This window comes from Actinocorallia sp. API 0066 (assembly GCF_020991275.1).
Lineage (GTDB): Bacteria > Actinomycetota > Actinomycetes > Streptosporangiales > Streptosporangiaceae > Actinocorallia.
Map to the genome: position 1 here is coordinate 673,764 of NZ_JAJLQY010000001.1, position 19,663 is coordinate 693,426.

Here is a 19,663-nt window from a genome sequence, read left to right on the forward strand (position 1 = left end):
CTATAGATTCGCGGCACGGATATATAGCGGATGGCCTGTTCTGGGGCCTCGACTTTAAATTACAGCAGCGAAATTCAAGTCCCCTGGCCTAGCCTGACCCCATGGACCTGGAGGCGTTGGGCCGCTCACCCGTCGGACGGCTCGTGGACATCGCCGGAACCGATCATCGAACCGGGCGGTCGTTCGCGCACAAGGCGTTCCTCCCCGACCCGCTGCCGGACGAGGTCTCCCTGCGGTCGGGAACGGTGCTCGCGGTGATGGAGGCGTCGAGGGCGGTGGCCGAGCTTGACCGGATCGCGTCCGAGCTGCCCAATCCGCTTCTTGTGGTGCGGCCCGCGATCCGGCGTGAGGCGGTGAGCACCTCCGCCCTCGAAGGGACATACGCGGCGTTCACCGAGGTGCTGGAGGCGGAGTTCCTGGAGGAGGGCCAGCTGACGTCGTCGGTGGCCGAGGTGTTCAACTACGTGCGGGCCGCCGAGTACGCGTTCGCCTGGGCGGGTTCCGGCCGACCGTTGACCGTCGGGCTGCTCGGCGACCTGCAGGGAATGCTCGTCCACGGGACGCGGGGCGGGAAGTCGGACGCCGGACGGGTGCGCACCATCCAGGTGCTCATCGGGGGCGGAACGGGCGGGATAGAGCAGGCGAGGTTCGTCCCGCCTCCGCCGGGGGGCCAGCTTGAGGCCGGGCTCGCTGAGTGGGTCGGCTGGGTGGGCAGGGACAACCCGATCCCGTCCGTCGTCAAGATGGCGCTCGGCCACTACCAGTTCGAGACCCTGCACCCCTTCGCCGACGGCAACGGGCGGCTGGGCCGCCTCCTGTGCGTGCTCCAGCTCGCCTGGCGGGAGGAGCTCCGGGTCCCGGTGCTCAACCTCTCCCCGTGGCTGGAAGAACGGCGGCGGGAGTACCAGGACCATTTGCTGCGGTGCAGCCAGACCGGGGACTTCGATCCCTGGGTCGCCTTTTTCAGCCGGGCGGTGACCAGGCAGGCGGTGCAGGCCGTGGAGCGGATCGAGGCGCTCCTGGCGACAAGGGATCTGATGCTCACCGAGCTGAAGGAACAGAAGGTCAGGGGCGTGGCCATGGAGATCGCGGAGGAGCTCATCGGTTATCCGGTGATCACGGTGACGGCGGCGGCGGAGCGGTACGGCGTCACGTACGCGGCGGCGAACAACGCCGTGCGCCGCCTCGTCGACGCGGGTGTGCTGCGGGAGCTGACGGGGCGGAGATACGGGCGTGCGTTCGCGGCGCCTCGGATTCTGGCGCTTCTGGAGTCCTGACCGGGGCGGGCGGGGTGGGCCGCCCGCCCGGGGGTGGGGTCAGGTGTGGGCGGGGAGGGGGCAGTTGCAGGTGGGGGGTGCCGGGGTGGGGGAGGGGGCCAGGGGGCGGCCGGCGACTTCTTTGAAGATTCGGGAGGCGGGGGTTTTGTTGGTGAGGGAGTCGTTGGCTAGGAGGACGGCGGCGGCGGTGTAGGTGGAGCGGTCGCCGGGGAAGTGGCGTTGGTGTTCGAACTGCCAGCCGGTCCAGTAGGAGCCGTCGTGGTGGCGGAGGAACTGGATGTCTCGGAAGACGTCGTAGGCGCGGGGGTCGCCTATGGCGTCCAGGGCCAGGACGAGTTCGCAGGTCTCGGCGCCCGTCACCCAGGGCTGGTCGGAGACACAGCGGCAGCCCAGGCCGTCGGCCATGTAGGTGGACCAGCCGGAGGCGATGAGCTCGTCGGCGGCCGGGCCCCGGACGGCGCCGCCCAACACCGGGTAGTACCAGTCCATCGACCAGCGCGACTTGTCGGCGAACGCCTCAGGGTGGTGCGCGATGACGTGGCCGAGCCGGTCGGCGGCCAACTCCCAGTCGGGGCGCGGCTCGGCCATCCGGTCCGCCAACGCCACCGCGCAGCGCAGCGCCTGGTAGATGGACGAGCAGCCGGTCAGGAGCGAGTCCTCGCCGACCGAGCCGTCCTCCCAACGGATCCACTTGATGTCGCCGAGCGGCGTCTGGAGGTCCACCACGAAGTCGACGGCGGCCCGGACCACCGGCCACAGGGACGCGACGTACTCCTCGTCGCCCGTCACGAGGAGTTCGTGCCACATGCCTACGGCGATGTAAGCGGCGTGGTTGGACTCGCCGCCCGTGTCGGTGACCTTCTCGTCCTCCCACTTGGCGGGCCACGAGCCGTCCGGGCGCTGCTCGTCACGCAGCCACCCGTACGCGCGCCTGGCCTCCGCGCCGAAGCCGGACGCCGAAAGCGCCATCGCCGCCTCGACGTGGTTCCAGGCGTCGACCTTCCCGGCCGGGTAGCCGTCGAAGGACGCGTACCAGGGGATCGCGCCGGAGGGGTACTGCTGCCGGATGATCGAAAGGGCCGTCGCCTCCACCTGTGCGGAGGTGAGTGTGACGTCAGCCGGCATAGGACGGCTTGGTGAGGTAGACGACGACGCTCTTGCCTATCACCGGGTTGAGGAGCTTCTCGGCGAGGCGGGTGGCCAGCGGCTGCTTCATGATGTCCCAGACGAGGATCTGGTGGTACGCCTTGACCGCCGGGTTGCTGTCGTTCTCCAGCCCGGCCGCGCACTTGAGCCACCAGTAGGCCGAGTGCAGCCCGTGCGCGTGGTGGTGCCCGTCGATGCGGAAGCCGATGGACTTGAGCTTGGCTTCCAGCTCCGCCCGCGTGTAGATCCTTACGTGCCCGCCGGGCGCGGTGTGGTAGTCCTCCGACAGGGCCCAGCAGATCCGCTCGGGCAGCCACGACGGCACCGTCACCGCGACCTGCCCGCCGGGCTTGAGGACGCGGAACAGCTCGCGCATCGCCTTCATGTCGTCGGGGATGTGTTCCATCACCTCGGCGGCGATGATCTTGTCGAAGGTGGCGTCCTCGAACGGCAGGTCGAGCGCGTCGCCCTCGACGGTCTCGGCGGACGCGCCCTCGGGGGCCTCGCCTTCGAGCTCCATCGCGCCGAACATGGTCTGGACGCCCTTGAGCTCCTCGGCGTCCATGTCGAACGCGGTGACGGCGGCGCCTCGGCGGTACAGCGCAAAAGCGTGCCGTCCGCCGCCGCAGCCCATGTCGAGGACGCGTTCCCCCAGGGCGATGGGGAACCGCTGGAAGTCAACGGTAAGCAGTGGGGGCTCCTTCCACCCGGCGGATCAGCCGATCCGCGCGTCGGGGGTCAGCGTGCGGATGCGATCGCTGCCCGGTAGTGCTCGACGGTCGCCTGGGCGACCGCGGACCAGGTGTAACGCTCCTGGACGCGCCGGTATCCGGCGTCGCCGACGCGGGCACGCTCCGCGGGGGAGTCGTGCAGGCGCCGGATGGCCGCGGCGAGCTCCTCGGCGTCGCCGGGCTGGACGAGCACCGCGGCGTCGCCGACGACCTCGGGCAGCGCGCCCGCCGCGCTGGCCACGAGGGGCGTCCCGGACGCCATGTGCTCCACGGCGGGCAGGGAGAACCCCTCGTAGCGGGACGGCACGACGGCGATCTCGGCGGACGCGAGCAGGTCGCCGAGTTCCTCGTCGGAGATCCCCGAGACGAACCGGACGCGGTCGCCCAGGGCGAGTTCCTTGACGAGCCGCTCGGTGGGCCCGTCCTTGCGCGGCTTGCTCACGACGATGAGGTTCACGTCGCGCTCGGTGGCGAGCTTGGCGACGGCCCGCAGCAGCACGTCCACGCCCTTGAGCGGGGAGTCGGCGCTGGCCATGGCGACGATCCGGCCGGGGACGCGCTCGTCGCGGGGCCCGCGCGGGTGGAAGATCGACGTGTCGACGCCGAGCGGCAGCACGTGGATGTCGGCCGGGTCGGTCTTGAAGTCGTGGGCGATGTCCCGCTTGGAGGAGCTGGAGACGGTGAGGACGCGGCCGATTCTGGCCGACACGAACGCCTGCATCTTCACAAAGCCGTACCAGCGGCGCTTGCCGAAGGACTGCTTGAGGCCCTCGCGCCCGCCGACGCGCCGGGCGGCGTCGAGTTCGATCTTGCGGTCCTGGCTGATCGGGTGGTGGATGCTCGTCACCATCGGCAGGATCTTGGGGATGCCGAGGTTGCCCAGGCCGAGCACCTGGTTGTCGTGGACGACGTCGAAGTCGGGGCGGCGCTTCTTCAGCGCGCGCAGGACGCGCAGGCTGAAGGTGAGCGGCTCGGGGAAGCCGCCGGTGCGCATGTGGGCGAACTCCAGGACGTCGATCCAGTCGCGGAACTCGCGGAGTGACGGGGTCCGGAAGGGGTCGTCGTCGTTGTACAGATCCAGGCTCGGCACCTTGGTGAGGGTGATCGAGTCACGGTCAAGGACGGGGTAGGGCTGCCCGGAGAAGATCTCCACGGTGTGGCCGAGGTCGACGAGTTCGCGGCTCAGATGCCGCAGATAGACGCCCTGTCCTCCACAGTGGGGCTTGCTCCGGTAGGAAAGCAGTGCAATCCGCAGCGGCCTCTCAGCGCTCACGCCCACCTCTTCATCGTCGCGCCCGTTGGTCATAGCGCCCGGTCAGTCCCATGTTGGACGGGATGTCTGACTCTAGCCCGCTCATGTTACCGGTGGGTTCCTTGGTCTTCTATGGGCGCAAGCGGGCCACCTTGGGGTGACCCGCCGTGAATGATGGTATTCGCCCGAAGTTCAGGTCCGGCGCGGGGTCGGGGTGAACCTGACCGGGATCTCCTTGAACCCGTTGACGAAGTTCGACCGCATCCGGCGCACCGGCCCGGCCGCCTCGATGTCGGGCAGCCGCTCGGCCAGCGCGCCGAACAGCACGGTCAGGTTCATCCGGGCCAGGTGGGTGCCCAGGCAGAAGTGCGGGCCGCCGCCGCCGAACCCGATGTGCGGGTTCAGCGGACGGCCGATGTCGAACCGGAACGGGTCCTCGAAGTGCTCCTCGTCACGGTTGCCCGACGGGTAGAACATGACGACCTTGTCCCCCGCCCTGATCGTCTTGCCGCGCAGCTCGACGTCCTGCGTCGCGGTCCGCCGGAACAGGTTGAGCGGGCTGGTCCAGCGCACGATCTCGTCGGCGGCGGTGCGGATCAGCGACGGGTCCGCCTTGAGCCGCGCCCACTGGTCGGGGTGCTCGAAGAACGCGAGGATGCCGCCCGCCGTCGCGGTGCGGGTCGTCTCGTTCCCGGCGATCGTGAGCATGAGGATGAACAGGTTGAACTCGTCGTCGGTGAGGAGGTTGCCCTCGTCGTCCGGCTGGAGCAGCTTGGTGGCGATGTCGTCGCGCGGCTCGGCCTTGCGCTGCTCGGCGATGCCCTGCGCGTACATGTAGATCTCGGCGGCCGCCGCCTGCGCCTGCTCGGGGCTCGACTGGAGTTCCGGGTCGTCGTAGCCGACCAGCTCGTTGGACTTGTCGAACAGCCAGTCGGCGTCCTCCAGCGGCGCGCCCATCAGCTCGCAGATCGTCTGGAGCGGCAGCGGCGCGGCGATCTCCCTGACGAACTCCGCCTCGCCCTTCTCGCACACGTCGTCGATGAGCCGGTGGGTGATCTCCACGATGTGCTCGCGCAGCCGGTTGATCATGCGCGGGGTGAAGCCGCGGTTCACGTAGGCGCGCTGCCTGGTGTGCTGCGGCGGGTCCAGAAAAAGCATCATGTTCTGCTGGAGCGCCAGGTCCTCGTCGGCCATCTCCTGGAACATCGACGTGCGGATGTTCGCCGAGAACAGTTCGGGGTGCCGGGACACAAAGACGATGTCGTCGAGCTTGGTGATCGCCCAGAACCCGGGGACGCCCTCGTGCGGGTCCGGGTGCCAGTGCACCGGGTCGTTGTGGCGCAGCCACGTCCACTGCTCGTGCGGGGTGCCGTTCTGCTCGTACTGGTCGAGCGCGATGACGTCGATCTCGGGGATCTCGGGTGCGGACATGCTCGGCTCCTCAGGGCGGGTGGGAAGGGCGTCAGCCGAAGTTCAGGGCGGCGGCGGCGGAGAACCCGCCGGGCGGGACGCGCAGGGCCCCGGCGAGGCCCTCGGGCGTCCAGGGGCCGTCCGGCGCGGTGACGACCTGGGCGACGGTCGGCGGCGCCATCACCGCGACCCTGCCGCCGTACACGATGAGGACCTGGCCGTTGACGCCGTCGGCGGCGGGCGAGGCGAGGTAGGCGACGAGCGGCGAGACGTGCTCGGGCGCGAGCGGGTCGGGGCCGTCCTGCGGGGCGGCGCCGAACACGCCGGCCGTCATGTCGGTCCGCGCGCGCGGGCAGATCGCGTTGGCCCGCACCCCGATCCGGCCGACGGCCTGGGCGGTGGAGACGGTCAGCGCGGCGATCCCGGCCTTGGCCGCGGCGTAGTTCGGCTGGCCGGGCGAGCCGAGCAGGAACGCCTCGGACGCGGTGTTCACGATCCGCCCGTAGACGGGGCCGCCTTCGGCCTTGGCCACACTCCGCCAGTGCGCGACGGCGTGTCGGGAGGTGACGAAGTGGCCTTTGAGGTGCACCCTGACGACGGCGTCGAACTCCTCCTCGGTCATGTTGAACAGCATCCGGTCGCGGGTGAACCCGGCGTTGTTCACCAGGACGTCGAGCGAGCCGTAGGCCGCCAGCGCGGTCTTGACCAGGCCCTCGCCGGTGTTCCAGTCGGCCACGTCGCCCGCGTGGACGACGGCTTCGCCTCCGGCCGCCCTGATCTCGTCGGCGACCGCGTCGAGCGCGTCGCCGGGCAGGTCGTTGAGGACGAGCCGGGCGCCTTCGGCCGCCAGGGCCAGCGCTTCGGCACGGCCGAGGCCGCGCGCCGCTCCGGTGACGATCGCGGTCCGCCCGTCGAGACGGGTGCCGCCTGACGTGTCGCTCATGCACGCTCCGGGGAGAGAATGATCTAACGCTTGCTTGGTCGTTCTCAGTCAACGGCTGAGACTCCGGTCTCGTCAAGAGTCTCACCTGGGTGAGGTGTGTCGCATCTCACCCGGCGTCACCCCCGCCACTTCCCGTTACGACAGGGGCTTAAGCCCACGCGCATAGCGGAGCGGCCCCGGCCCCGGTGCAAGCCTGGCCTCGCCGCGGTGCTCCAGAACGCGTAGGTGGGCGGCCGTCTCGCCTGTCGCGAGGTGACGGCTGATGGGCGGCATGGTCGCCCACGGGTAACTCCATTGGCACCGCTGGGTGAGGGTCCAGAGGGTCTGGGGTTCGGGGGTGAGCAGGCCGAGGATCTCGGTCAGCCGCTCCTCGTGGTGCTCGATGATCTCCTTGGCCCGGCGTGGGATGCCGGTGAAGGAGTACTGATGGGCCGGGAACGCGTCCTCGATGCCCAGGTCGGCCGTCATGGCGAGGGAGCGTAGGTAGTCGCCCAAGGGGTCGACGTCGGGCAGGTCGTAGGGGTAGAGGCCGACGTGCGGGGTGATCTCCGGGAGCACGTGGTCGCCGGTGAAGAGCACGTCGCGGTCCTCCAGGTGGAGGCAGATGTGGCCGGGGGAGTGGCCGGGCGTCCACACCGTGCGGAGCCTGCGCCCCGGCAGGTCGACGAGGTCGCCGTCCTCCAGTTCCCGGTCGGGCACGGCGGGCGGGTCGGGGCGGTGGGTGTCGCTGAACTCGGCGCCCTCCGCCTCGGCCGCGCCCGCCCGGACGAGCCAGTCGCCCAGCCGCTCGTCGGCGCGCTCGCGCATCAGCCTGACCAGTGCCGCGTCGGCGCTGTGCATCGCGATCCACGCGCCCGAACGCTCCCGGATCCGGCCCGCGAGGCCCGCGTGGTCGGGGTGCATGTGCGTGACGACGACGCCGCGGACGTCCTCGATGCCCACCCCGCGGGCGCTGAGGCCGTCCTTGAGGGCCCGCCAGGACTCGGGGTGCTCCCAGCCCGCGTCGATGAGGACGGGCCCTCCGGGGCTCTCCAGGACGTACACGAGGGTCCGGCCGAGGGGGTTGCCGGGGATCGGGACGGGAACGCTCCAGACACCGCCGCCGTGATCGGGCATGCTCTCTCCTCCAGAAGGCCGCCGGGGACCGTGTGGTCCCCGGCGGGGTGACCGCCGCGCGTCGCCGCCCGGCGGGTGAACCGGGCGCTTGCTTCGTCAGACGCGCTCGATGATCGTCGCGGTGGAGAGGGCGCCGCCGCAACACATGGTGACGAGCGCGGTGGACCGGTCGCGGCGCTCCAGCTCGTGCAGCGCGGTGGTGATGAGGCGGGCGCCGGTCGCGCCGACGGGGTGGCCGAGGGCGATCGCGCCGCCGTTGACGTTCACCTTCTCCATGTCGGGCTCGTGCGCCGAGGCCCAGGAGAGGACGACCGCCGCGAACGCCTCGTTGATCTCGACGAGGTCCAGGTCGCCCATGGACATCCCGGCGGTCTCCAGCGCCTTCGCGGTGGACTGGATCGGGCCGTCCAGGTGGTAGTACGGCTCGGCGCCCACGAGGGCCTGCGCCCGGAACACGGCACGCGGGCGCAGCCCGAGCGCGCGCGCTTTCTCCTCCGACATGACGAGCACGGCAGCGGCCCCGTCGGAGATCTGCGAGCTGCTTCCGGCGGTGTGCCTCTTCAGGACGGGACGGAGCTGGGCGAGCCCCTCAAGGGTCGTCTCCCGGAGGCCCTGGTCACGCGAGACGGTGATGCGCGCACCTGTCGCGTTGCCCTCCTTGTCCACCTGGGGGACGTCGTGGAGCTGCACGATCTCGCGGTCGAACCTGCCGTCGGCCCACGCCTTGGCGGCGAGCTGCTGGGAGCGCAGGCCGAACGCGTCGAGGTCCTCGCGGGTGATGCCGCGCCGGTCGGCGATGCGCTCGGCCGCCTCGAACTGGTTGGGCAGGTCCACGTCCCAGTCCGGCGGGCGCGGGTTGGCGGGCAGCACGTTGGAGCCCAGCGGCGAGCGGCTCATCACCTCGACGCCGCAGCCGATCGCCACGTCCACAACGCCCGCCTCGACCAGCGCCGCCGCGAGGTGGACGCCCTGCTGCGCGCTGCCGCACTGCGCGTCCACCGTGGTGACGCCCGTCTGCCAGGGCAGGCCCGCGTACAGCCACGCCTGGCGTCCGACGTGGCCGCCCTGCTCGCCCGCCTGGGTGACGCAGCCCGCGAAGACCTGGCCGACCTCGGCCGGGTCGATCCCGGCGCGCTCCACGAGTGCCTTCAGGGTCCGGCCGAGGAGCTCCTGCGCCTTGACGCCGGCGAGCCACCCGCCGCGTTTGCCCTGTGCCGTGCGCACCGCCTCGACGATGACCGCTCGTCCCATGCCCGCTCCTCCCGAATGAAGTTCGGGCCTAACTGTAACGTGTTCTAGTTTGCCCCGTCGAGCCTCACCTTGAGCGAGTGGTAGGTCGGCACGAGCACCTTGCGCGCCGCCTGACGCGAGACGACGGCGTAGGGGAGCCCTTCGGCCGTGAGGGACTCCAGCATCCGCGTCACCTGAAGACGGGCCACGGAAGCGCCCAGACACAGGTGGCGGCCCGCGCCGAACCACAGTTGGCGGGTCTCGGGCACGTAGTCGCGGGTGACGTCGAAGGCCCCCACCCCGTTGTTGGCCCGATGGGTGAGCACGACCACCCGGTCGCCCTGCTTGATCCGCCTGCCTTCGACCGTCACGTCGCGGGCCACGTGCCGGCCGATGACGGGCGCGGGCGTCGCCACCCGCAGGCCCTCGCGCACCGCGTTCTCCATCAGCGCGGGGTCGGCGAGCAGGGCGCGCTGCTGTCCCGTGTCGTGCAGGAGCGCGACCGTGCGGGTGGTGCCGGAGACGCCCGTCTCGGTGCCCGCGACGGCCAGCAGCGTCGCCAGGCCGCGGGTGAGGTCGAGGCCCAGGCCCAGCGCGCGGCAGCGGCCCAGGATCGTGTCGTCGGGCGCCGTCGTGTACGCCTCGGGCACGGCCCTGGTCAGTTCGGCCGCGATCCGCTCGGCGGTGCGCACCTTCGCCTCGGGCAGGTCGGTGGACGCCGCGGTGCCGAGCGCGAGGCCCGCGAGCCGCTCGCCGAGTGAGAACAGGTTCTCGTAAGGCGCGTCGTTGGGGCCGAGGCGCAGGCCGAGGAGGTCGGCGACCAGGCGTCCGGCGAGCACCCGTGCCCGCGCGGCGACATCGACGGTCTCGCCTTCGCGCAGCCTCGCGGCGACGTCCCTGTAGGAGTCGCCTTGCGTGCGCTCCACGAGCGCGGAGGCGGCGTCGCCGGTGAACAGGTCGCGGGCGGCGGTGCGGACGCGGGTGTGCCCCGCGCCGTCGAAGAGCGCCGCCATCTCGGGGCCGAAGAGCTGCCCCCACAGGTGGCCGACGCCGCCCTCGCCCGCCATGGTGAAGCTCGCGCCGTCCCGCAGCACCGCGCGGGCCAGCACCGGGTCGGTCACCAGCCAGCCGAGCCGGGGGGCGCGGGTGAGCGGCCCCGCCAGGCGGGCGCCCCTCAGCAGCGTGTAGAGCCAGGGATTCCCGCGCCGCAGCAGCCGTGCCTCGTGCCGGTCCATCGGTGTCTCTCCCGCTCGCTCAGGGCCGTCCGGCGCCCGTTCGGCACCGTGATCACGTGCGATGATGCCGCGAACAGAGCCGGATGAAGTAAGTACAAACCCCCAAATCACTTTGAGTACGACGGCGCGTGAGCTATGCCGCACGAGGGGACAGGCTGGACAGCATGAGAGCACGGATCGCGGGCGTCGCCGCCTATCTGCCGGAACACACGGTGTCCAGCGCCGAGGTGGAGGCGCGGGTCGGGCCCTACCGCCCCCACCCGACGATCGTCGAGCGGATGACGGGCATCCGCGCCCGCCACGTGATGCGCGCCGACCAGCAGGCGTCCGACCTCGCCGTGGAGGCCGCCGCCAAACTCCTCGCCGACTCGGGGGAGCGGCCCGACCTCCTCGTCTTCGGATCCGCCTCCCAGGACCTCATCGAGCCCGCGACGGCCCACATCGTCGCGGCCAAGCTCGGCCTCACCTGCCCGGTGTTCGACGTCAAGAACGCCTGCAACAGCTTCCTCAACGGCATGCAGGTCGCCGACGCCCTCATCCGCACCGGCGCCTACCGCCGGGTGCTCGTCTGCACGGGAGAGAGCCCCTCGCGGGCGGTCCGGTGGGAGGTGCGCGACCGCGCGCAGTTCGTGGACGCCTTCGCGGGCTACACGCTCTCCGACGGGGGCGCCGCGATGCTCCTGGAGGCCGCGCCCACAGGGCTGTTCGCGTTCGACTTCGCGGCCGTCTCGGCGTCCTGGCAGGTCGGCACCCTCCCGGCCGGGGGGTCGATGCACCCGCGCGACCCGGATTACACCTACTTCTCCGGCGACGGACGCAAGCTGAAGGACGCCTTCCTCGGTCGCGGCCCCGACCTCTGGCTCGACGCGCTCGATAGGCACGGCCTCACCTGGGACGACTTCAAGGTGGTCCTCGTGCACCAGGTGACCGTCCCCTACCTGGAGACGCTCAGGGCGATCCTCGGGATCCCCGCCGACCGGCTCGTCGTCACGCTGCCCGAGCACGGGAACGTCGCGTCCGCCACGATGCCGCTCCAGCTCGCGCAGGCCGTCGCCGAAGGGCGGCTCACGCCGGGCGACAAGGTCGCCTTCGTGGGGCTCGCGGGCGGGGTAAGCCTGGGCGTCGCCTTCGCCGAGTGGTCTTGAGGGGGCTTCGATGAACCTGTGGGTGGTCGTCCCGGCCTACAACGAGGAGAAGTCCATCGGCGCGACGCTGGCGCGGCTCGCCCAGCAGACCGACCGCGACTTCACCACGCTCGTCGTGGACAACGGCAGCACCGACCGGACCGCCGAGATCGTCCGGGGGTTCCCCGGCGTCCGGCTCATCGCCGAGGCCGAGAAGGGCACCGGCTGCGCCGCCGACAGCGGGTTCCGGCACGCGATCCTCAACGGCGCCACGCACGTCGCCCGCACCGACGCCGACTGCCTGCCCGACGACGCCTGGACGGCGGCCGTCCGCGCCGCCTTCGCGTCCGGCCTGGAGATGGCGAGCGGCCCGCTGCGGCCCCGCACCGACGAGTTCCCGCTCCGGCTCTGGGAACGGCGGCTGCTGCCCGCCGTGGTGTCCCTCGCCGCGACGTTCGGGAGGTTCCGGCCCGGCAACCGCGACCCGGAGTACCTCGGGCCGTACGTGATGATGCCGGGCTGCAACCTGGCCATCACCGCCGCCCTGTACGAGAAGGCGGGCGGCTTCCCCAGGACCCGGATCGAGGACGTCCACGAGGACAGGGCGCTGGTCAACCGGGTCCGCAAGACGACCCGTGCGTACGGGCTGCGCAAGGACATGACCGTGTACGGCTCCGTCAGGCGGCTGCGCGCCTACGGCCTCACCGGGACGCTCGCCTGGTACGCCGACCACAGGTACCGGCCCGAAGTTGTGGACATCCGGTGACCCGCGCCTCGCACTGGGAGCGGCGGCTCTACCTGAGCGCCCACCCCTTCGCCTACCCGCTGCTGCGCGGCCTGGACCGGCTCGGCGCGGCGGTCCGGGTGCCGGGCGTGGGCGTCGTCGTCAACGACCCGGAGACGGCCCGCGCCGTCCTGCTCGACGGCGAGGTCTTCCGCAAGGACGGCCCCGGCTCTCCCGGCGACCTGTGGACGCCGATCCTGGGCCCGTCCGTCCTGCTCAACATGGAGGGCGAGGCACACCGGGCGCTGCGTAGGAAACTCGCCGAGCTGTTCACGCCCGCTTCCACGGCCGCCCTGTGCGCCCGAGTCCTCGCCGAGCCGCTACGGGAGCTGTCCGCGCGGCTGGAGGGCGGCGAACCCGTCGACCTTGTGGACACGATGCGGGTGATGGCCGGAGGCGTCATCTGCGAGGTGATCGGCCTGCCCGACATCGACGAGCGGGCCTGCCGCGCGATGTTCGAGGCGGGCGAGCGGATCGTCTCCATGGTCGGCCTCCGCACCAGGACGCTCGGCCCCGCCCAGGTCGCGGTGGCCCGCGAGGTGCTCGACCCGATCGGCGAGACGGCGGCGCGGGCGTTCCGGGCCGGGGACGAGCGGACCGTCATGGGCCGTATGCGCTCCCTCGGCCTGTCCGAGGGCGAAGCGCGCGGCGCGGCCGGAGCCTTCTTCCTCACCGGCACCGAAACCGTCGCGACGCTCGTGCCACGCCTCGTCGCCCTGCTGCACGACACCGGGCTCCTCGCCCGGGTCGCCGCCGACCGCGCGCTCCTGGACCCGGCGATAGACGAGGCGATGCGCGTCACCACACCCACGCCCGTCATGCTCCGCAGCGTCCACGCCGACGCGAAGGTCGGCCGCGTGAGGGTGCGCCCCGGCGACCGCGTCCTCATCGCCACCCACAACTGCTGCCGCTCCCTGGGCCCGTTCGCGCTGGAGCCGTCCCCGGCCAAGGCCGCGCTGCGCCGCCTCTGGTTCGGCGCGGGCCCGCACTTCTGCCTCGGCTACCCCCTCGCGCACGCCGAGATCCACGCCGTCATGACCACACTCCTCGACCACGCCCCTCTGACGATCACCTCACGCACCCCCGCCAAGAACGTCCTCATCCCGACGTACGCCTCCCTCACCCTCCACCGCGCCCCCGACGCTGTGCCGGGAACCGAAGCCGAACCTGCGGGAGAGACAACGCGAGGGGGTGCGGCGTGAGCCTGGTGCGGGAGGTGCTCGAACGGGCCGCCGAGCGGCCTGACGACGTCGCGCTGATCTCCGGCGAAGGGGAGCGGCTCACCTACGGGGAGCTGCGGCGACGCGTCCTGGCGGTGCGCGACGGGTTCCGCGACGAGGGACTCGAAGACGGGGACGGCGTGCTGTTCTCGGTGCGGCCCTCGCCCGAGGCGCTCGTGCTGGCGCTGGGCGTGGTCGCGGCGGGCGGGGTCGTGGTGTTCGCCGACCCCGGCGCTGGCCCCGAGATGTTCGAGGCCCGGCTCGGGCTCGCCCAGCCCCGCTGGTCGGCCGCCGAGTCGCTGCTGTACGCGGCGAGCCGCATCGGCCCCGTACGGGCCTACGCGCGCCGCCGGGGCCTCCTGCTGCCCCGGCTGGCCGGACTGCCCCTCAGGCACGTCTACAGCGGCCGCTGGCTGCCCGGCGTGCCGCGCGGCGCCCGCCCGCTGGACGCCTGGGCGCGGCGCGAGCCGTCCGCCGCGCCCCTCCGGGAGCCGGGGCCCGCCGACCCGGCCGTGGTGATCTTCACCTCCGGCACGACGGCCGCGCCCCGCGCCGTGGTGCACACCGAGCGGTCCCTGGCGGCCGGGCTCGGCCTGTTCCGGGCGCGGGTGCCGCTGCGGCCCGGCGACGTCGTGCACACCGACCAGCTCATGCTGGGCCTGCCGACGCTCGTCGCCGGGGCCTGCTGGTCGCTGCCGCCGCTCGGCTGCCCGCCCGCGCGGTTCCGCGCCGACCTGGCGGCCCGCCGCGCCACGCACACGTTCTGCGTCCCCGTCCACCTCGCCGAGATCCTCGACGCGGCCCCGGACGGCCTGCCCGAGACGCTCAGGTACGTCCTCCTGGGCGCCGCGCCCGCTCCCGCCGGGATCCTCCGACGGGCCGTGGCTGCCGCTCCGAAGGCGGAGGTCCTGTCCGTGTACGCGATGACGGAGATCGTCCCCGTCGCGATCGCAGCGGCCGGGGAGAAGATCGCGCACGCGGAGGGCACGGAAGGCGGCGATCTCCTGGGTGCCCCGCTTCCGGGCGTGGAAGTACGGGTCGCCGAGGACGGCGAGCTGTTCCTGGGCGGGCCGAACCTGTGCCTGGGCTATCTGGGGGAGGAGGGGCACACCGAGCTGGCCACGGGGGATCTGGCCAGGTTGGAGGGGGAAAGGCTGGTTCTGCTGGGAAGGAAGAAGGACATGGTTATTCGGGGGAAGTTCAATCTTTATCCGGGAATGTATGAACCGGCCGTGATGGCCCTGGACGGCGTGCGGGAGGCCGCCTTTGTGGGCGTCGCCGACGCCGAGACCGGCGACGAGGAGGTCGTCCTTGTGGTCACCGGTGACGTCGACACCGACGAGTTGGCGGTCCGCCTGAAGGACGTGCTGGACGCCGGGGCCTGGCCGGACCGGATCGTGCGCGTCGAGGAGTTGCCCTACGGCGGCAGGGGACGCAAACTCGACCGGAATGTCCTGCGAGGGATGGTCGCGCCAGGGGAGGTGTGATGCGGGTTGCCGTGACCGGTGCGTCCGGGTTCGTCGGCGGCGCCGTCTGCCGTGAGCTCGTCGCCCGTGGGGCCAGGGTCCACGCCTACGGCCGCAGGGCCGCGGTCCGGGCCGAACACGTGGCGGACGCCCGCTACCGGTCCTGGGACCTCGCCAGGGGGCCGCTGGACCCGGCCCCCTCGGTGGACGTCGTGGTGCACTGCGCGGGCAGCGTCACCGACTGGGGGCCGATCCCCGGGTTCTTCGAGGTCAACCTCGACGGCACGAGGAACGCCCTGGCCAGCTTCCCGGGTACCCGTTTTGTCCATGTGAGCACGGCGAGCGTCTACGACCCCTACCGGCCGACGGTCATGGCCACCGAGGACGAGGCGCCCGTCCGCCGCTACGTCAACGCCTACGGGGCCTCCAAGGCGGCGGCCGAGCGCGCCGTCCTGAAGTCGGGGGCCGAGAGCGTCATCCTGCGCCCGCACGCCGTCTACGGGCCCGGAGACACCACTTTGCTGCCGCGCGTCGAGGCGTCCGTGCGGGGGCCGTTCCTGTTCGCCGTCGGCACGGGCAGGCAGCGGATCAGCCTGACCAGCGTCGGCAACCTCGTGCGGGCGTGTGTGCTGGCCTGCGAGCGGCCCGGCGTGAGCGGCGTGTTCAACGTGACCGACGCCGAGCCCGTCGTGCTCGACGACGCGCTCGCGGTGATCCTCGCCGAACGCGGCATCGAGGCCGAGCGGATCTACCTGCCCGCCGGGCCCGCGCTGCGGCTGGCCGCCGTGGTCGAGGGCCTGCACCTGCTGGCCGGGGCGCGCCGCCCGCCGCGGCTGACCCGGTACGCGCTCGGGCACCTGGCCGTCGAGCGCACCCTGGACCTCACCGCGGCGCGCACCCGCCTGGGCTACCGCCCGGAGCCGACGTCCTTCGCGGGCGCCTACTCCTGGTGAGAGCAGGGCCGACGCCCCAGGGGAGCGCGGCCCCGCGAGGGTTCACGGCTGCCCGGACGGGCCGGGCTCGGCGTCCTGGGGCAGGTCCTCGGGCAGGTCCTCAAGGAGGTCGTCGAACTCGCCGTCCTTGACGCCGAGTACGAACGCCTCCCACTCGCCCTCGGTGAAGTACAGGCGCGGCCCGTCAGGCTCTGCCGCGTTGCTCATGACGATGGCCTGGGTGCCCGGCAGGAAGATCTTGTTGTCCTTGCGGATCTCGTCCGGCACCTCCTCGGAGGGGATGAACTCGATCACGACGCTGTCCTCGCCGTCGCCGTAGCGTTCGATGCGGTGCTCGCTCATGCTCACAGCGTAGTGTCCGGCCGCCGTGCCGAACGCCGGAAATCCACAAGCCGTCCGGCGGTCAGAACCCGGCGAGGAGCCGTTCGGCGGTGACCTCAAGGCGGACGTGCGTCTCCTCCGGGGTGGCGTGCCCGCGCAGGATCTCGATCATCTCCATCACCCACACGCTGTTCAGCGCGCCGACCAGGGTGCGCTGCTCGTCGGTGGCCTCGCCCTCGGAGGCGACCCGCAGCAGCATGCCCGTCATCCGGGACCCGAAGTTGGTCTTGACGTCCGACAGCAGCAGCGACCGGATGAGCGCGTCGGCCAACTCGGGCTCCCGCAGCAGGCCGCGGGTGGCCCGCATGAGCAGCTCGACGGCCCTGGACGCGGGCGTGGACGAGCCGGGAGGGCGCCGCTCCATGCTGCCTTCGAGGAGGTCCATCTCCTCACTGACGACGGCCACCACGAGGTCCATCTTGGACGGGAAGTAGCGGTAGAGCGTGCCGAGGGCGACTCCGGCCCGCTCGGCGACCGTGCGCATCTGCATCGCCTCGACCCCGCCGCGCGAGGCCAGCGCGGCGGCCGCCTGCACGATGCGCTTGCGGCGCTGGTGCTGGCTGCGCGCGCGGGTCGGGGTCGGCGCCTGAGCCGGATCGGTAGTCACAGCCGCCCATTCTAGGCCCACGGGCGAGAACCTGTTATCTCCCGCGCCGCCCGGATGCCGCCCGCTCCACCTACGTTCCCCAGGGGCGTTCCTCCGGTATGGACAGAAACTAGAATCTGTTCTAGTTTGCTCGTGATCCGGCGATGGAAGGGGGCAGTTTGAGCACCGTCACCGCCCTGCTGGCCGCCAGGAGCGCCGACGACGCACCGGGCCTCACCTTCGAGGGCCGTACCTGGACCTGGCATGAGCTGGTCGGAGAGTGCGCCGCCCGCGCGCACTGGCTGCGCGGTCTGCGCGCGGCCGAACCGGGACGTCCCGCGCACCTCGGCGTGCTGCTCGACAACGTTCCCGAGATGCTGTTCCTGTTGGGCGGCGCCGCGCTGTCGGGAACGGTCCTGGTCGCGCTCAACACGACGCGCACCCCCGACCGGCTCGCCGCCGACGCGCGGCGCGCGGACTGTGACCTGATTCTCACCGAGCCCGCGCACCTGGCCGCCGCGCGGGAGGCGGGTGAAGGCGCCGGGCTGGACGTCATCGACTACGAGGACCCCGCCTACGCCGCCCTGCTCTCCCCGCACAAGGGCGAGCCCTTCCCCGACGTCGCGGCTGAGCCGGGGACGCTCCTCATGCTCATCTTCACCTCCGGGACGTCCGGCGACCCCAGGGCGGTCCGGATCACCCACCGCAAGATCGCGGTACCCGGCGAGAACCTCGCGGGCCGCCTGGTGAACCGCGCTGACGTCGTCTACAGCCCGATGCCGCTCTTCCACAGCGGCGCGATCATGGCGGCGGTCGCGCCCGCCCTCGCCGCCGGGGCGCACCTGGTGCTGCGCCGCCGCTTCTCCGCCTCAGGGCTGCTGCCCGACCTGCGCGCGCACGGCGCCACCTACATGCACTACGTGGGCAAGGCACTGTCCTACGCGCTCATCGCGACGCCCGAGAAGGTGGACAACCCGCTACGGATCGCCTTCGGCAACGAGGCCGCGCCCGCCGAGCAGGCCGCCTTCGGCGAGAAGTACGGCTGCCTCGTCATCGACGCCTACGGCTCCACCGAGACGGCCATCTCCTTCAGCCCCGACCCCTTCGGGCCGCCGGGCGCGCTCGGGAAGCTCACCGAGGGCGTCGCCATCCTGGACCCCGCGACGGGCGAGCCGTGCCCTCCCGGCGTGACGGGCGAACTCGTCGCCACCTCCGACAACGGCCTCTTCGACGGCTACTACCGCGACGCCGCCCCCGACCGCACCCGCGAAGGCATGTTCTGGAGCGGCGACCACGCCTACGCCGACGAGAACGGCTACGTCTTCTTTGTGGGCCGCTCCCTGGACCGGCTCAGGGTGGACGGCGAGAACTTCGGCGCGGCCGAGGTGGAACGGGCGCTCGGCGCGGACCTGCCCGGCCCGTTCGCCGTCTACGGCGTGCCCGACACGGCGGCGGGCGACCAGGTGATGCTCGCCGTCACCGGCGCGTTCGACCCCGAGGCGTTCGGCGCCCTCGCCGGACGGCTGAACCCCAAGTGGATGCCCCGGTTCGTCCGGGTCTGCCGGGAGTTCCCGCTGACCGCCTCCAACAAGATCCTCAAGCGGACGCTCGCCGCGCGGGCGTGGCTGACCGACGACCCGGTCTGGTACCGGCCCGGCCGCGCCCCCGCCTACCGCCCGCTCACCCCCGACGACGTCACGGCCCTGCACGCGGACCTGGTCCGCACCGGCCGAACCCACCTCCTGGAAGGGCGCTGAATGAACTTCGATCTCGACGACGACGCCAAGCAGCTCGGGTCGCTCGCGGCCGAGCTGCTGGCGAAGGAGGCGACCCCGGAGAAGCTCGAATCCTTCGAGCGCTCGGGCGAGCCGTATGACGCGGGCCTGTGGGCGGCGCTCGCACAGGCGGGCATCGCAGGGGTGACCGTGCCGGAGTCGGCGGGTGGGCTCGGGCTGGGCGCGGTGGAGTACACCGTGGCGCTGCGCGAGCTGGGCCGGGCCGTCGCGCCCGTGCCCGCCTACGCGGTGCTCACGGCGGCGGCGGTGCTCGCGGCGCACGGGGACGCCGAGCAGGTCGCGGCGCTCGGGCCGGTCGCCGAGGGGGCCGAGGTGGTGACGTTCGCGCACCGGTCCTTCGGCGGGATCACCGTGGACGGGGACGGTTCGCTGACGGGTGTGGCGACGTTTGTGCCTTATGCGGGGCAGGCTTCCCGGGTCGTCGTGGGTGTCGGTGACGAGGCTTACCTTGTCCGTCCATCGGAAGCCACCCTGACGTTGCAGCCCTCCGCCACATCCGAGCGGCTCTACCGTCTTGTGCTGGACCGGACACCTGCCGTCAAGCTCGGGTCCGGGGCGGGGGTGACGCTGCGGCGGTACGCGACGCTCGGGGCCGTCGCGCTGGCCTCCGGCGTCATCGACGGCGCGCTGAAGCTGACGACCGAGTACGTGAAGACGCGCGAGCAGTTCGACCGCAAGCTCGCCGAGTTCCAGGCCGTCACCATGCAGATCGGCGACGTGTACATCGCGCGGACCGCCCTGGACGTCGCGGTGTGGGCGGCGGCGTGGCGGCTCGCGCACGCCCGGCCGGACACCGACGAGGTGCTCGCCATCGCGGCGCTCAACGCCGTCGAGCCCGTCCTGCAGGCCCTGTACACCTGCCAGCACCTGCACGGCGGCATCGGCCTCGACGTCACCTACCCGCTGCACCGCTACTTCGCCGAGGGCAAGCACCGGGCGCACCTGCTGGGCGACGCCGAGGCGCAGCTCGACGCGGTCGGTGCGGCGCTGCGCGGCCCGGCCCCGGAGTTCGG

General features: G+C 72.1%; 17 protein-coding genes and 1 pseudogene. 8 read left to right on the top strand and 10 right to left on the bottom strand.

The window, feature by feature from the left end; genetic code table 11:
• Positions 1-101: 101 nt before the first annotated feature.
• A complete protein-coding gene (locus tag LO762_RS03165) occupies positions 102-1,277 on the top strand; it encodes a Fic family protein (RefSeq protein ID WP_230612150.1) in 1,176 nt (391 codons plus the stop codon).
• A gap of 39 nt (positions 1,278-1,316) precedes the next feature.
• Here the strand turns inward: LO762_RS03165 and LO762_RS03170 are convergent, their stop codons facing one another.
• The 8 genes from LO762_RS03170 to LO762_RS03205 all read right to left on the bottom strand — a co-directional run bounded on the left by LO762_RS03170 (position 1,317) and on the right by LO762_RS03205 (position 10,340).
• Positions 1,317-2,402, bottom strand: coding sequence for a prenyltransferase (locus LO762_RS03170; RefSeq protein ID WP_230612153.1), 1,086 nt, complete (start codon positions 2,400-2,402; stop codon positions 1,317-1,319).
• Positions 2,392-3,114, bottom strand: coding sequence for a class I SAM-dependent methyltransferase (locus LO762_RS03175; protein WP_255684777.1), 723 nt, complete (start codon positions 3,112-3,114; stop codon positions 2,392-2,394). Before LO762_RS03175 ends, LO762_RS03170 begins: the two co-directional genes overlap by 11 nt.
• Positions 3,115-3,161: 47 nt before the next feature.
• Positions 3,162-4,460, bottom strand: a complete 1,299-nt coding sequence (locus LO762_RS03180; protein ID WP_230612159.1) for a glycosyltransferase family 4 protein — start codon at positions 4,458-4,460, stop codon at positions 3,162-3,164.
• 138 nt (positions 4,461-4,598) lie between these two features.
• Positions 4,599-5,837 (bottom strand): cytochrome P450, encoded by a 1,239-nt coding sequence (locus LO762_RS03185; protein WP_230612162.1) that lies wholly within the window; start codon positions 5,835-5,837, stop codon positions 4,599-4,601.
• A 31-nt stretch (positions 5,838-5,868) separates the two neighbouring features.
• Entirely contained in the window at positions 5,869-6,759 is an 891-nt protein-coding gene (locus tag LO762_RS03190) for an SDR family NAD(P)-dependent oxidoreductase (protein WP_230612165.1), read from the bottom strand.
• 135 nt (positions 6,760-6,894) lie between these two features.
• The gene (locus LO762_RS03195) at positions 6,895-7,875 is read right to left on the bottom strand and encodes an MBL fold metallo-hydrolase (protein WP_230612168.1); all 981 of its coding nucleotides are present in this window, start codon (positions 7,873-7,875) and stop codon (positions 6,895-6,897) included.
• A gap of 96 nt (positions 7,876-7,971) precedes the next feature.
• Positions 7,972-9,126, bottom strand: coding sequence for a steroid 3-ketoacyl-CoA thiolase (locus tag LO762_RS03200; RefSeq protein ID WP_230612170.1), 1,155 nt, complete (start codon positions 9,124-9,126; stop codon positions 7,972-7,974).
• 44 nt (positions 9,127-9,170) lie between these two features.
• Positions 9,171-10,340, bottom strand: coding sequence for a cytochrome P450 (locus LO762_RS03205; RefSeq protein ID WP_230612173.1), 1,170 nt, complete (start codon positions 10,338-10,340; stop codon positions 9,171-9,173).
• 164 nt (positions 10,341-10,504) lie between these two features.
• On the opposite strand from LO762_RS03205, the gene LO762_RS03210 reads away from it, so the two are divergent.
• Genes LO762_RS03210 through LO762_RS03230 form a run of 5 tightly spaced genes read left to right on the top strand, consistent with a single transcriptional unit; the run spans position 10,505 to position 15,887 of the window.
• The gene (locus LO762_RS03210; protein ID WP_230612176.1) at positions 10,505-11,485 is read left to right on the top strand and encodes a 3-oxoacyl-ACP synthase III family protein; all 981 of its coding nucleotides are present in this window, start codon (positions 10,505-10,507) and stop codon (positions 11,483-11,485) included.
• A 10-nt stretch (positions 11,486-11,495) separates the two neighbouring features.
• Positions 11,496-12,230, top strand: coding sequence for a glycosyltransferase family 2 protein (locus LO762_RS03215; RefSeq protein ID WP_230612179.1), 735 nt, complete (start codon positions 11,496-11,498; stop codon positions 12,228-12,230).
• A complete protein-coding gene (locus LO762_RS03220) occupies positions 12,227-13,450 on the top strand; it encodes a cytochrome P450 (RefSeq protein WP_230612182.1) in 1,224 nt (407 codons plus the stop codon). The genes LO762_RS03215 and LO762_RS03220 overlap by 4 nt, the downstream gene beginning before the upstream one ends.
• Positions 13,447-14,955 (top strand): class I adenylate-forming enzyme family protein, encoded by a 1,509-nt coding sequence (locus LO762_RS03225; RefSeq protein WP_230612185.1) that lies wholly within the window; start codon positions 13,447-13,449, stop codon positions 14,953-14,955. Before LO762_RS03220 ends, LO762_RS03225 begins: the two co-directional genes overlap by 4 nt.
• Entirely contained in the window at positions 14,955-15,887 is a 933-nt protein-coding gene (locus LO762_RS03230; protein WP_230612191.1) for an NAD(P)-dependent oxidoreductase, read from the top strand. Before LO762_RS03225 ends, LO762_RS03230 begins: the two co-directional genes overlap by 1 nt.
• 42 nt (positions 15,888-15,929) lie before the next feature.
• On the opposite strand, the gene LO762_RS03235 is transcribed toward LO762_RS03230, so the two are convergent.
• Positions 15,930-16,229, bottom strand: a complete 300-nt coding sequence (locus tag LO762_RS03235; protein ID WP_230612194.1) for a DUF397 domain-containing protein — start codon at positions 16,227-16,229, stop codon at positions 15,930-15,932.
• A 61-nt stretch (positions 16,230-16,290) separates the two neighbouring features.
• Positions 16,291-16,875, bottom strand: coding sequence for a TetR family transcriptional regulator (locus LO762_RS03240; protein ID WP_230612197.1), 585 nt, complete (start codon positions 16,873-16,875; stop codon positions 16,291-16,293).
• Between the two features lie 158 nt (positions 16,876-17,033).
• Here LO762_RS03240 and LO762_RS03245 point away from each other — a divergent pair, with 158 nt between their 5' ends.
• Both LO762_RS03245 and LO762_RS03250 read left to right on the top strand, forming a co-directional pair.
• Positions 17,034-18,611: an AMP-binding protein gene (locus LO762_RS03245; RefSeq protein WP_230612201.1), complete on the top strand. Its 1,578-nt coding sequence runs from the start codon at positions 17,034-17,036 to the stop codon at positions 18,609-18,611.
• Positions 18,612-19,625: pseudogene (locus LO762_RS03250) on the top strand (acyl-CoA dehydrogenase family protein); the annotation flags it as partial.
• Between the last annotated feature and the right edge of the window lie 38 nt (positions 19,626-19,663).

Coding starts and splice junctions, on each gene's coding strand:
- LO762_RS03230 (WP_230612191.1), top strand. CDS start 14,955: ATGCGGGTTGCCGTGACCGGTGCGTCCGGGTTCGTCGGCGGCGCCGTC.
- LO762_RS03190 (WP_230612165.1), bottom strand. CDS start 6,759: ATGAGCGACACGTCAGGCGGCACCCGTCTCGACGGGCGGACCGCGATC.
- LO762_RS03205 (WP_230612173.1), bottom strand. CDS start 10,340: ATGGACCGGCACGAGGCACGGCTGCTGCGGCGCGGGAATCCCTGGCTC.
- LO762_RS03200 (WP_230612170.1), bottom strand. CDS start 9,126: ATGGGACGAGCGGTCATCGTCGAGGCGGTGCGCACGGCACAGGGCAAA.
- LO762_RS03180 (WP_230612159.1), bottom strand. CDS start 4,460: ATGACCAACGGGCGCGACGATGAAGAGGTGGGCGTGAGCGCTGAGAGG.
- LO762_RS03235 (WP_230612194.1), bottom strand. CDS start 16,229: ATGAGCGAGCACCGCATCGAACGCTACGGCGACGGCGAGGACAGCGTC.
- LO762_RS03170 (WP_230612153.1), bottom strand. CDS start 2,402: ATGCCGGCTGACGTCACACTCACCTCCGCACAGGTGGAGGCGACGGCC.
- LO762_RS03215 (WP_230612179.1), top strand. CDS start 11,496: ATGAACCTGTGGGTGGTCGTCCCGGCCTACAACGAGGAGAAGTCCATC.
- LO762_RS03210 (WP_230612176.1), top strand. CDS start 10,505: ATGAGAGCACGGATCGCGGGCGTCGCCGCCTATCTGCCGGAACACACG.
- LO762_RS03165 (WP_230612150.1), top strand. CDS start 102: ATGGACCTGGAGGCGTTGGGCCGCTCACCCGTCGGACGGCTCGTGGAC.
- LO762_RS03195 (WP_230612168.1), bottom strand. CDS start 7,875: ATGCCCGATCACGGCGGCGGTGTCTGGAGCGTTCCCGTCCCGATCCCC.
- LO762_RS03185 (WP_230612162.1), bottom strand. CDS start 5,837: ATGTCCGCACCCGAGATCCCCGAGATCGACGTCATCGCGCTCGACCAG.